The organism is Planctellipticum variicoloris (assembly GCF_030622045.1).
Classification (GTDB): Bacteria; Planctomycetota; Planctomycetia; order Planctomycetales; family Planctomycetaceae; genus Planctellipticum; species Planctellipticum variicoloris.
Map to the genome: position 1 here is coordinate 2,633,345 of NZ_CP130886.1, position 12,387 is coordinate 2,645,731.

At 63.9% G+C, this 12,387-nt stretch carries 11 protein-coding genes; 5 read left to right on the forward strand and 6 right to left on the reverse strand.

The annotated features are described in order from the left end of the window. Positions 1–76: 76 nt before the first annotated feature. Both SH412_RS10320 and SH412_RS10325 read right to left on the reverse strand, forming a co-directional pair. A complete protein-coding gene (locus SH412_RS10320; protein WP_336523431.1) occupies positions 77–847 on the reverse strand; it encodes a hypothetical protein in 771 nt (256 codons plus the stop codon). Positions 848–1,054: 207 nt separating this feature from the next. After that, positions 1,055–1,573, reverse strand: a complete 519-nt coding sequence (locus tag SH412_RS10325) for a GNAT family N-acetyltransferase (RefSeq protein WP_336523432.1) — start codon at positions 1,571–1,573, stop codon at positions 1,055–1,057. A gap of 159 nt (positions 1,574–1,732) precedes the next feature. On the opposite strand from SH412_RS10325, the gene SH412_RS10330 reads away from it, so the two are divergent. The 3 genes from SH412_RS10330 to SH412_RS10340 all read left to right on the forward strand — a co-directional run bounded on the left by SH412_RS10330 (position 1,733) and on the right by SH412_RS10340 (position 7,243). Then, positions 1,733–4,291 carry a DUF255 domain-containing protein gene (locus SH412_RS10330; RefSeq protein ID WP_336523433.1) on the forward strand — a complete coding sequence of 853 codons (2,559 nt, stop codon included), beginning with the start codon at positions 1,733–1,735 and terminating at the stop codon, positions 4,289–4,291. An 82-nt stretch (positions 4,292–4,373) separates the two neighbouring features. Further along, positions 4,374–5,843 carry a pyruvate kinase gene (gene pyk / locus SH412_RS10335; RefSeq protein ID WP_336523434.1) on the forward strand — a complete coding sequence of 490 codons (1,470 nt, stop codon included), beginning with the start codon at positions 4,374–4,376 and terminating at the stop codon, positions 5,841–5,843. Positions 5,844–5,968: 125 nt separating this feature from the next. Beyond that, a complete protein-coding gene (locus SH412_RS10340; protein WP_336523435.1) occupies positions 5,969–7,243 on the forward strand; it encodes an outer membrane protein assembly factor BamB family protein in 1,275 nt (424 codons plus the stop codon). Between the two features lie 7 nt (positions 7,244–7,250). Here SH412_RS10340 and SH412_RS10345 read toward each other — a convergent pair whose 3' ends face one another. Next, the gene (locus tag SH412_RS10345) at positions 7,251–8,177 is read right to left on the reverse strand and encodes an NAD(P)H-binding protein (RefSeq protein WP_336523436.1); all 927 of its coding nucleotides are present in this window, start codon (positions 8,175–8,177) and stop codon (positions 7,251–7,253) included. A 169-nt stretch (positions 8,178–8,346) separates the two neighbouring features. Between SH412_RS10345 and SH412_RS10350 the strand changes: the two genes are divergently transcribed. Beyond that, positions 8,347–8,925: a DUF1990 family protein gene (locus SH412_RS10350; RefSeq protein ID WP_336523437.1), complete on the forward strand. Its 579-nt coding sequence runs from the start codon at positions 8,347–8,349 to the stop codon at positions 8,923–8,925. Positions 8,926–9,012: 87 nt separating this feature from the next. On the opposite strand, the gene SH412_RS10355 is transcribed toward SH412_RS10350, so the two are convergent. Together SH412_RS10355 and SH412_RS10360 are read right to left on the reverse strand one after the other, a co-directional pair. Further along, positions 9,013–9,762, reverse strand: coding sequence for a 3-keto-disaccharide hydrolase (locus tag SH412_RS10355; RefSeq protein WP_336523438.1), 750 nt, complete (start codon positions 9,760–9,762; stop codon positions 9,013–9,015). 92 nt (positions 9,763–9,854) lie between these two features. Beyond that, positions 9,855–10,304: a response regulator gene (locus SH412_RS10360; protein ID WP_336523439.1), complete on the reverse strand. Its 450-nt coding sequence runs from the start codon at positions 10,302–10,304 to the stop codon at positions 9,855–9,857. 410 nt (positions 10,305–10,714) lie between these two features. On the opposite strand from SH412_RS10360, the gene SH412_RS10365 reads away from it, so the two are divergent. Then, positions 10,715–11,725, forward strand: coding sequence for an alpha/beta hydrolase (locus SH412_RS10365; protein WP_336523440.1), 1,011 nt, complete (start codon positions 10,715–10,717; stop codon positions 11,723–11,725). A gap of 152 nt (positions 11,726–11,877) precedes the next feature. On the opposite strand, the gene SH412_RS10370 is transcribed toward SH412_RS10365, so the two are convergent. Further along, positions 11,878–12,303: a helix-turn-helix transcriptional regulator gene (locus tag SH412_RS10370; RefSeq protein ID WP_336523441.1), complete on the reverse strand. Its 426-nt coding sequence runs from the start codon at positions 12,301–12,303 to the stop codon at positions 11,878–11,880. Positions 12,304–12,387 lie beyond the last annotated feature (84 nt).

Genomic DNA, 12,387 nt, shown 5'->3' on the forward strand with positions numbered 1-12,387 from the left:
CTTTTTCGCCGGGCGACAATTGCTGGAACGCTTGATCGTAGGTCGTCTTCATTCTGAAGAAACAGGCAAGCGGCCGTCACTTTGCCGACAGAAAATACGTCCAGGTGTCGAAAACTCGGCCTTTTCCGGCTCCGCTGGGGAACTCGTGCACGACTTTGTCCTGGAGTCGGACGGTGACGGCGGCCGCGGTCATTCGCGCAGCGCCGAACCGCCACATTCCCTCTTTCGACAGATCGAACAGGAGGAGCAGATCCGGATTTGTACCCGTTCCCGTGAAGCCGAACATGGCGCCGTCTTCGTTCGTCGCCGGTTGTTCTTCATACCGGTACAGCGGTCGGGAGAGCAGCCGCATCTGATGGACTTCTTTGGCCGCTGTCGGCTCTTCCAGCTCCGCCGAGAACCGCCGGGCGAACTCCCGCATCTGCACCAGCCGACCGGCGCGCGTTGCCGACGGTCGATCATCCAGCAGCGTCCACGTCACTCCCGGTTGGGTCGCTCGAAAGGGAGGGTCTCCGTCCCAGTCTGCAGAGACGAGCTCCGGCGACAATGATGCAAAGCAATAGAGCCACGGAGTCCGGAACACGCCGTCTTTGTAGTGCTCAACTTTCAGGGTTGCGACCGGCTGGCCGCGTTCCGTCCAGATCCAAAGGCCCGCGTCCTCAATGTGGCGCAATTCGTCGCTGTAGCGAAAGACCGGGGCCGTCACGAGCTGCGTCTTGACACTTGCGTCGTTCGTCAGCGCGACGCGGCAGTCCTGCACGCGGTGCTGCATCGCCATCAATGAGGCGTCGTCCGCAGTGGTCTGGCTGAGGGCGATCATCGTGATGACGACGGGAATGAGAGGCATATTGCTTCCTTGGAACAGGAACTGGCCAGCCTGGAGACAGTGTAGCCATTCTGTCTGTAGTGTCAAGAAAATGAGATTACGGATGGCGGTAGAAGGGGGGGGGACGGATCTCTTTACGGCCGGCCCGTCCGAGCGCTCCTGATCCATAGAACATGCAGGCGCGGAAAGTCATCGCCGAACTCGCGGTGACTTTTCAGGAAGAGTGGTTTACTCACCTGAAAAAATCGCAAACTCCGGCGAATACCGCACGAGTCCGCCTTCGGCGGTGACCGCCGACTCGTCAAACACAATCGCCTGAAACGCCTCTCCGCCGCCGTATTCGTCGTGGAGATTCCAGGTCGACGCGGGCCGGAATCCGAAGCGCGAGTAGTACGCGGGGTCGCCGAGGACGACGACCAACGGAGCGGCCGACTGTCGTGCGATTGCCAGACCGGCGGTGATCAGGGCGCCGCCGAATCCCTGCCGCTGAAATTCGGGAGCGACGGCAACGGGCGCCAGGCCAAGGCCGACTGCGACGCCGGCCAGCGTAACCGGGCTGAAGGCGACATGGCCGACGATCCGGTCGTCGCGGGTGGCGACAAGCGAGAATGTCAGTTGAGATGCGGCGCGCAGGTCGTCGACGAGGCGGGCTTCGAGGTCCGTCGGGAAGGCGGCGGTGAGAATCTGGCGGATCCCGGCTTCGTCGCCGGGCTGTTCGGGGCGGATCGTGGGAGAGTTTGAGGTCATCCGGGCAGGATAGTCGATTGCGTTCCCGTCACCCAGTGGAACTGGTCTTCAGCGGAGACGGGGGGCTTCTGCTACAATGCGACCGCTCAGCGTCGGCAGAAATTCCGTAGGACGGCGTGGCGTGTGGACGGAGTCAATGGAAACCAGATCGGAGGGCTGATGCTCCGCGCTCAGACTGTTGTTCGAATTGGGGGGACGCTGGGGCTCGTTCTGTGGATGGCCGGATTATGCCCGGCAGACCCGGGGGCCAAGGGCCGTCCGAACCGGCTGGCCCGCGAGACGAGTCCGTATCTGCTGCTGCACGCCCACAATCCCGTGGACTGGTATCCGTGGGGGCCGGAGGCGCTGGAGAAGGCGAAGCGCGAGAACAAGCTGATCTTTCTGTCGATCGGCTACAGCAGTTGCTACTGGTGCCACGTGATGGAGCGGAAGGTCTTCGAGAACGAAGACATCGCCCGCTACATGAACGAGCACTTCGTGTGCATCAAGGTCGACCGCGAAGAACGGCCCGAGATCGACGACGTCTACATGACGGCCCTGCTGGTCTATCAGCAGGCGACCGGGTCGGATGCGGGCGGCGGCTGGCCGCTGTCGATGTTTCTGACCCCCGACGCACAGCCGGTCGCGGGAGGGACCTATTTCCCCCCAGAGGACAAAGACGGAACGTACGGTTTCCCGACGGTGATGCGGAAGCTGACCGCCCTCTGGAAAGACAATCACGACCAGCTCGTTTCGAATGCGAAGATCCTCACGACGGAGACGCAGCGCCTGATGCGGCCGCGGCTGTCGCTGACGCCGGTGAAGCTGACGTCGGAAGTGGCGATGGAGGCCGGTGCGGCGGTCCTCGCGAGCGTCGATCCGCGGTACGGCGGAGTCGATTTCCGGACGTCGTCGCCGGTCGGTCCGAAATTTCCGAGCCCCGGAAAACTGGCGCTGCTGCAAACGCTGGAAGCGATCGGACCCAGCGGGCCGCGCGGACAGGCTCTGGCCCTGACGCTGGATCAGATGGCGCTCGGCGGGTTGCGGGATCACCTGGGAGGGGGCTTTCACCGGTACTCGGTGGACCGCGAGTGGAAGGTGCCCCACTTCGAGAAGATGCTGTACGACCAGGCTCAACTCCTGGAGCTGTATGCCCGCGGCTGGGAACAGCAGCAGAACCCGCTGTATCGGCAGGTGGCCGACGAGATCTTTCATTTCGTGATGTCCGAGCTGGCGTCGCCGGCGGGCGGGTTCTATGCGGCGCTCGACGCCGAGACGAAAGGAATCGAAGGGGCGTACTACGTCTGGTCGGCCGCGGAGATTGAACAGGTGCTGGGGAGCGCCGACGCAAAACTGTTCCGGGCGGTCTACGAAGTCGTCGACCGGCCCGAGTTCGAGCATGGCAACGTGCTGCGGATGTCGCGGCCGCTGGCCGACTGGGCGGCCGCGTTTCAGATGCCATTGGCGGAACTGGAAGAGCGGCTGGCCGGCATGCGACGGTTGCTGCTGGCGAAACGCCGGGAACGCCCGGCCCTGTTGCGTGACGACAAAATTCTAACGGCCTGGAACGGATTGATGATCCGGGGACTGGCGCAGGCCGGACGGATTCTGCAGCGACCGGAATACGTCTCGGCGGCCGAGCGGGCGGCAAATTTCGTGCTGGCGAATCTACGGACTGACGACGGACGCCTGCTCCGGACGCACACGGCGGGGAAGGCCAGCCTCGCGGGCTATCTGGAAGACTATGCCTTCCTGATTGACGGCCTGCTGGCGCTGCATCAGGCGACGCAGCAACCGCAGTGGCTGACGGCGGCCCGCAAGCTGCAGGCAGAGCAGGATCGGCTGTTTGGCGATGGCGCGGTCGGCGGGTACTACTTTACGGCAACCGATCACGGAGCCACTTTGGCCCGCATCAAGACTTGTTACGACTCGGCCATTCCGGCTGGAAACAGCGTCGCAGCCCGCAATCTGGTGGCGCTGACCCGGCTGACGGGTGAAGCGGGATACCGGGAGAGCGCCGAACGGACGCTGAAGACGTTTTCCGGTCAGATTGTCGAGATCCCTCGCAGTGTCACCAATCTGGCGATTGCGATGGTCGAGTTTGCCGCACTGGCGCCCGCTTCGGAACAGAGTGAGACCGAACGTGCGCCGAAGGGAATTCCGACCGTTGGCGGCGCCGCCGCGGGCGTGCCGGAGTTCGAAGGGATCGTCCTGGTCTCCGGGGAAGCCGTCGATGATGACGGCAGCGTGAAGAAGAAAAAGGAAGTTGCGACCGCTCAGGCGTGTCTGTCAGTGGATCGGCTGCCGGCCGGAGGAACGTGCCAGATACTCGTCCGGTTCAAGCTCGAAGAGGGGTGGCACGCAAACGCGAATCCGCCGAGCGCCGAGAACTACATTCCCACGACATTGACGATTGAGAGCGCCCTGGGATGCAAGCTGCTGGACGCGAAGTACCCGAAGGGGAAGCCGTTCAAGATGGAAGATACTCCCGAGCCGGTGAGTGTGTATGAGGGGGCGGTGGAGTTTCGGGGAATGATCGAGATTCCCGCTGAAGCGGCCGGGAAAGTCGACGAGATGGAGATCAAGGTGAAGTACCAGGCGTGTAACGCGAAGACGTGTCTGGCGCCAAAGGTCGTCTCGTTGAAAGGGAAGATTGCCGTCGCAGGTCCGGGCGAGACGGTCAAGCAGATCAATGCGAAGCACTTCCCGGTGACAGCGGCGGCGCCGTCTGACCGATAACACACCAGTCACAGTCCATGCGGACTTGCTGCGCCGCCGTTGCGGAGCAGCGCGAAGCGTCTTGTGCAGGGAAAGCAGCGACATGGACTTCTGGCATCGCGAATATACCGAAGGTCCGCTGGTCAAAACGAAGATCGTGGCCACGGTGGGGCCGGCGTCGGGCAATCCCGAAATGTTGCGCGGGCTGGTCCGGGCGGGAGTCGATGTCTTCCGGCTGAACTTTGCTCACGGCCTGTACGATAATCTGGCGCAAGTGCTGACGTGGATCCGTGAGATCAGCCGCGAACTCGAGCGTCCGATCGGCGTGCTGGGAGATTTGTCGGGACCGAAGATCCGCCTGGGAGTGCTGCCCGAAGAGGGGGTCCGGTGCCGGATGGGAGCCGTGTACGAATTTGTCCGCGAGCTGACTCCCGGAACGCCGAACCAGTTTACGTGCACCTACGAGTCGCTGATCGACGATCTGAAGCCGGGCGACCGGGTGTTGCTGGCGGATGGTACGGTTTCGATGCGCGTGCTCGATGCCGATCCAAAGGCGGGGCGGGCGCGGTGCGAAGTCGTTCAGCCGGGAGTGGTCCGGAGCAAGCAGGGGGTGAATCTGCCGGGCGTGGCGCTCAGCACGCCGTGTCTGACGGAGAAGGATCGGCAGGATCTGACGTGGGCGCTGGATCATCAGCTCGACTTCATTGGCTTGAGCTTTGTCCGGCGGGCGCAGGATCTGGTCGACCTGCGGACGGCAATTTCTGAGCATGGGACGCCGACGCCCCCCTGGATTGTGGCGAAGATTGAGAAGGTCGAGGCCATCGACGATCTGGAAGCGATTGTCGAAGAAACCGATTGCGTGATGGTGGCCCGCGGAGATCTTGGCGTCGAGGCGGATATCGCCCACGTGCCGGGCCTGCAGAAGCGGATCATCCGGCTGTGCAACGAGCGGCGCGTGCCGGTGATTACAGCGACGCAGATGCTCGACAGCATGCAGAAGAACGAAATGCCGACCCGCGCCGAAGTGAGCGACGTTGCGAACGCCATTCTGGACGGCACCGATGCCGTGATGCTGTCGGGTGAAACGGCCGTCGGCGACTATCCCATTCAGGCGGTGTCCATGATGAGCCGGATTGCCCAGGACGCCGAGCGGCTGCTGGCGCCGCGGCATTCGATGGACGTTCCGACGAATCAGCGAACGCGGGCGAAGGCGATCACCGAAGCAGTGACCCACGGGGCGGGGGCTGCCGCGGCAAATCTGGGGGCGAACCTGATCGTGGTGGCGACGCGGGGTGGGAAAACCGCGATGGCGATTTCGCGCCAGCGCGGGAAGGTCCCGACGCTGGCGCTGACCGACCGACCGGAAGTTTCCCGGCGACTGACGCTGCTGTGGGGCGTGGCGCCGCTGTGTACGGAAGCCGTGTCGGCGTCTCCGCGCGAACTGCTGACCTACGTGCAGCAGCGGGGAATCGAGGCGGGAGTGCTGCAGCCGGGGTCGAAACTGGTGCTGGTGGGAAGCAGCGACTGGCGGCTGGAGTTTCACGATATGATGCTGGTCCACGTAGTGCCGTAGTCGGTGCGAAGCACGAAATCCGAAATGAACGCCAGGCCCGGAGAAAGAGTTTGCACCTGGGAAATTGTGTCTTGCATCTCTTGCAGGCAATTCTGATGCAGTGCAATGCCTTCGGCAGGCGATCCGTGGCTTCTGGCTTGATCGCAGTTCTGGCGAGCATTGCGCCGTCGATGGCTGGAGACTGGCCGCACTGGCGGGGGCCTTTTCGCAATGGGGTGGTCGACGAGAGCCTGGGGGACGTTGCGGCGACATGGGCCGATGCCGCTCCGGCCTGGCGGGCGAATGTGGGAGAGGGGGCCACATCGCCGATCGTGGTGGCCGGGCGCGTTTACGTGATGGGCTGGCGCGACGGCCGGGATACGGTGGTCTGCCTTGAGGCAAGCACCGGGCGCGAGCTGTGGAATCAGTCTTATGCGTGTCTGAAGTACGGACGTCGGGCTGTCGGCGACGAAGGCCTGTATTCGGGGCCGACTTCGAGTCCCGAGTTCGATCCGGCGACGGAGAAGTTGTTCACGCTCAGCGCCGACGGATGGTTGAATTGCTGGGACCCGGCGCGTGAGGGGGCGCTGGTGTGGAGCCGGAATCTCTATGACGACTACGACGTGCCTCAGCGTCCGCGGCACGGACGATCCGGCCGGCGCGACTACGGTTACACGACCGCTCCGCTGGCATGGGGCGACTGGGTGATCGTCGAGGTCGGCGCTGGCGAAGGAACCTTGATGGCTTTCGACCAGACGAGTGGCCAGCGCGTGTGGACCAGCGAATGCCGCGATCCGGCGGGGCATTCGGGCGGCCTCGTACCGCTGACCGTGGAAGGCGTGCCGTGCGTGGCGGTGATGACGTATCGGGGACTGCTGGTAGCCCGACTCGATGCCGGGCACGAGGGGCGAACGGTGGCGGAGCACGAGTGGACGACCGACTTTGCGAACAACATCGCAACGCCCGCCGTGCATGAGAATTCGGTGCTGATCACCTCGGCCTACAATCACCAGGCGATCTGCCGGCTCGATGTCGACCTGCAGGGAGCCCGAAAGGTCTGGGAGCAGCCGTTTGCGTCCAAAGTCTGCAGTCCGATCGTTCACGACGGACGGATCACCTGGGCCTGGCAGACGATGCATTGCCTCGACTTTGCGTCGGGGGCCGAGCGCTGGTCGGGAGGAACCTTTGGCGACGCCGGTTCGTGTGTGCTGACGAAGGACGGAAAACTGATCGTGTGGGGCGGACACGGCAAGCTGGCGCTTGTTGATGCCGCGAAGGGAGCGACCAGGTACCGCGAAATTGCCGTGCGTGATCGGCTGGCGCGGTCGGACGTCTGGCCGCACGTGGTCCTGGCGGACGGGCGACTGTTGTGCAAAGACCGCGAGGGGGGGATTGTGTGCTTTCCATTGAAGAGCGAATAGACGGCAGTCATTCGCCGGTCGCCTCAATGGCTCTTCGAATGGCCTCTTTGACTCCCAGCGGACGGATTGCGAAGTCTTGCATGGCTCGCTTGTTCCGGACGACGGTCGGGTTCTTCAGTCCTTCGATCAGATGGCGGCCGATTGCGTAAGTAGCGGGGGTGACCAGCGCCAGCCAGAGGCCCGAGAGATAGGGCGTCAGAATGGGGACGAAAATCAGCCACCGCCGCAGGCCACGCTGGCGGGAGTATTCGCGGATCAGTTCGCCGTACGTCACCACGTCCGGGCTGCCGATTTCGTAGATGCGGCTCGTTCCCGGCGGCAACACCCGGGCGGCCAGGAGATAGGCCAGGACGTCGTCGATGGCGACAGGTTGCGTGGCGGTCGCCAGCCAGCGCGGGCAGATCATCACCGGCAGGCGATCGGTGAGGGACTTCATCAATTGATAGGAGAGGCTGCCCGTCCCGATGACCATCCCGGCGCGGAACTCGACCGTTTCAACACCCGATTCGCGGAGAATCTCTCCGACTTCGTGCCGACTCCGCAAGTGGGGCGAGAGCCCCGGGTCGCTGTCGTCGCCCAATCCCCCCAGGTAGACGATGCGTTGGACGCCGGCTTGCCTGGCGGCCTGGCCGAAGTTGGTCGCGGCCTGGCGGTCTGCCTGCTCAAAGTTGTTCGAGCCGGACATCAGGTGTATGAGATAATACGCGGTATGCACGCCGCGGAGGGCCGCGTCGAGCGAGGGAGCGTCGAGCACATCTCCCCGGACGATCTGCGTCGATTCGCGGACGAGCGGCCGGAGTTTCTCCGGGTTTCGGGCCAGACAACGCAGGGTGACTGGCAGCTTTTCGAACTCGGCAATGAGCCGCCCGCCAACGTAACCGGTGGCGCCAGTCAGCAGGACAACCGGGGAATTCGGCGCTTGGGTACGGTTCATCTCGGGGGGCTGCATCGCTTTCGTTCCAACTCCCGGATGGGCGGCGGGTTGTGGTGCGGCTAGGATTCTTCGGGAAACGTCTTCGGTTGATTCTAGTCATACACAGCTTTCGGAACAGGCGGTATTGCCGATGGGATTGATCTCGTGGCGAAAACCGTCTGACGAGTCCTTGCAGCGTTTCGTTGCCGCCAAGTCGGGGCTGGACTACAGCTATGCGGCGGTCGGCGCCACGGCCCATGTGCCGCCGGCCGGGTTCGACATTGATCGCACCCGCATGGTGCTCGGCGCGGGGGAGCCGACATTTGAGGCGGCGAAACTTGCTTTGCAGCGCTGGGAGCAGTTCCGGCTGGGCTGGGTGGAGGCGTGGTCGCCTGTAACACCCCTCGTGGCTGGCGAAGTTGTGGCCGTGATGGGGTGGGCGATGGGGCTGTGGTGGCGCAATCCGTGCCGGATTGTCTACGTGATCGACGAATCGGGGCCGATCACCCGCTTCGGTTTTGCGTACGGAACTTTGCCGGGACATGTCGAAAAGGGCGAAGAGCGATTTCTGATCGAGTGGGACCGCGAAACCGAAGAAGTTTCGTACGACATTCTGGCGTTTTCGCGGCCGAACCATGTCCTGACGCGCCTGGGTTACCGGCTGGTGCGCCGCAGTCAGAAGCGGTTCGGACGGGACTCTGCGGCGGCGATGTTCCGGGCCGTGCGCGGACCCGCGCCGCTGCCCGACATTTGTCAGTCGACCGGTTGATGCTTCGAGGCGCCGGGGCGGCTGTCGTCACTCGGGAACAGACGTCGCAAGGCAATGCTGGCTTTCAGACGGCCGGCACAGCGAACTTTACTCCGGGTAGACCCCCTGCGGCTCCTGCAGCTCGCGGATCCAGATGTTGCGGAACTTGACCGGATTGCCGTGGAACTGGATATGGATCGGTTCGCGGTCGCCGTGCTTCGTGTAAGACGGCGGGGACTCGTAGTCGGTCTTGCCGAGCAGCTCGGAGTGATTTTGAACGACGACTCCGTTCTGCAGGACGGTGACGTAGCCCGGTTTCAGCAGCGTTCCCTGTTCGTCGAACCGCGGGGCGGTGAAGAGGATGTCATAAGTCTGCCACTCGCCCGGCTTGCGGCATGCGTTAACCAGCGGCGGCTTCGTCTTGTAGAGCGAGGCGCATTGGCCGTCGAAGTAGGTCTTGTTATCGTAGGAGTCGAGGATCTGGACTTCGTAGCGGCCCATCAGATAGACGCCGCTGTTGCCCCGGCCCTGGCCGCTCCCTTTGACCTCTTCCGGAGAGGCCCATTCGAGGTGGAGCTGGCAGTCGCCGAAGCCGTCTTTAGTGGTGATGCCGCCCCCCTGCGGGATGGCGTAGCCGTTTTCAATCAGCCACTTGTCCCCACCCTGCCACTGCGAGAGGTCTTTGCCATCGAAAAGGACACGGGCATCGGACGGAGGTCCGCCGACGGGACCGGGATCGACCACGGCAGGTTCGGGCCAGACGATGCCGCTGACCCACTCCTTGCCGACGGCAAAGCCGCCGACGAGCAGGACGACGGGAGCCGAAACGGCCAGCAGACGGCTATGGAGAGATCGCATCGGGGTATCCTCGCGGTGAGTGGTGGACGGAGTCGCGCGGCTGGAGCGAGCTGCGGCCGGCCATCGTACCGCGAGACGGCGCGCTGCGGCAATCAGCGGGCGCCGGGGACGATCAGATCCTCTTTCCAGAGGTTGCTGAGCTGCTGAATCAGCCCGACGAATTCGTCGAGATTGAGGGGCTTGGTGAGGTAGCCCTGGACGTCGAGCTGCTCGACCGCGGCGCGATCGGAGGCGCTGGTCGACGCCGTCATGATGACGACAGGAATATGACGGTGAGAATCGTCGGCCCGGAGCTGCGCGAGAATTTCGCGACCGTCACAGCCGGGGAGGCTCAGGTCGAGCAGCACGAGATCGGGCTCGGGGACGCGGGCGTAGCGTCCGCGCTGATAGAGAAATTCCAGAGCCTCGCCGCCGTCGGAGAGCCAGGTCAGTCGATGATGGACGGGAGCCTTGCGCAAAGCGCCGATGGCGATGCGCGCAAACATCAGGCTGTCCTCCACAAGGAGGATTTCCATCGGGCGGCCGACCAAATTGTGATGCATGACGTCCGACCCCTGAGGCGGAGAAGCTGGATCGTTTCCGCTCAGTTTAGAGGAGGCGGGGGGCCGAGCGACAGGGGGAGGGAACGTTCTGGCGGAAGAATTCTGAGATTGGGAAAGGGACTGTCCGAACTCCGCATCGGCCGGTCCTTCCCGCTGGCAGTCGCAGCTCTGGACGGGATGCCCGTCGTCTGGCCGCCGGGTCGACTGCAATTCTGCCTCGAGTTGCGCGGAGACGTAGAACGCTTTGCCGCGGGCGGTCGGGACTTGCCCTGGTCGGGAATTCGCTTTCCGGCGATCATCCTCGTTCATGGCCGGAAGTCCCGCAGAGACCGGGGAGACTCTGGCGTGTCGTCCTCTGCCGGTTAGAATCGCGGCAGACATCCACCTTCGCCTGACTGCAGGAGCTGCCCGTGACCGTCCCCCGTCGATTGCCAGCGATCATCGCCGCCCTCTCGCTCTGCGCTCTGTTCTCCGACGCTGAAGTCCAAGCCCAGAATCCCGCGCCGCAACGGCTGGCGCTCCCCAGGGGATTTGTCGCCGAGCACGACGTCAAGTACGTTCCCGACGGGGACGCGGCCCAGGCCCTCGACATTTACTATCCCGAGACGCTCTCCGACAAACCGTTGCCGCTGCTGGTGTGGGTGCACGGCGGCGGCTGGCAGGGCGGGAGCAAGTCGCAGGTGCCGTACCTGGCCCAGTTGCGGCGGGGCTACGTCGTGGCCAGCGTGGAGTATCGCTTCAGCCAGAAGGCGAAGTTCCCGGCCCAGATTCAGGACTGCCAGGCGGCGATTCGCTGGCTGCGGGCCAACGCAAAGAAGTACAGCATCGATCCGGGGAAGATCGGCGTCGGGGGCGGCTCGGCGGGTGGTCATCTGGTGGCGCTGCTGGGAACCAGCGGCGGCAAGAACGTCTTTCCGAAGATCGGCGGCAACGACGATCAGTCCGATCGCGTCCAGGCGGTCTGTGACATCTTCGGCCCGACCGATTTCTGGACGGTCATCCAGCAGGCGGAGGCCGACCCGAACGTCAAGAACATCTTCAAATGGAACAACGGCGATCCGTACTCCCTGTTGATCGACGCGAAGCTGGGCGAAGACAAGGAGAAGTGCGACGCGGTCAGCCCGGTGCAGTATGTCAGCGCGGACAATCCCCCATTCCTGATTCTGCACGGCGACCACGACACGCTGGTGCCGTACGCGCAGAGCGTGGAGCTGGAAGATCTCCTGAAGAAGGCGGGCGTGGAAGTCACGCTGCAGCGACTGCCAGGGGCCGGCCACGGCGGAGCCTCGTTCGGCCTGCCGGGGCTTGCGAAGCTGGCGAATGCGTTTTTCGACAAGCACCTGAAGGGCGTGGAGGCGAGGATTGAAGCGCTGCCGGCAGAGGAGGTCACGGTGCCGGCGAAGCCGGCAGAGAAGAAGTGAGGAGGGGACAGCAGGCTGCATATGCAGAACATGGTGTGTGCCACGGCTGTGTCAGCCGTGCGAGCGCTCCACCTCGCCTGCCACGCAGCACGGCCGACACGGCCGTGGCACACCGTCCAGGCAACAGCAACTACGACAGGCTTCTTACGCAGCTACTGCTGCGATTCAGGCAGCCCCTGCTGATCATCGCAGGTGCCAGTCAGTCCGACCGCGGTCCGAAAGCGTTCGACGGTTTCGCGGGCCGTCACCCGATTGCAGCCCAGCAGGCCGGCAAGCTGACCCTCGCTCAGGTCGCCGCGGTCATAGGCCTGGACGGCGAGAAACGTGTCGCGATCAGGGAAGCCTTCGCGGCGGCTACAGTCCTCGCCGAATCGCTGGAAGGGCTCGCCCGATCGAACCAGATCGTGGACGCGGCAGCCATACAGTTCGGCGAGGGAGAGGAGTTCCTCGGGCTTGGGTGGCCGGGTTCCCTGTTCGATGGCGATCAACGTGGCGTGGCTGCAGCCGAGATGCTCGGCAGCGGCTTCCTCGGTGAGTCCGCAGGATTTGCGGGCGTCGGTGAGACGGGCGGCAAGCAATTCGGAGGTAGGGATAGTATTTCCCCCGGCGGGATCGCGGCGTGACGCTTACGGTCCATCCTGAAAGACGCGGCGTGGTATTTT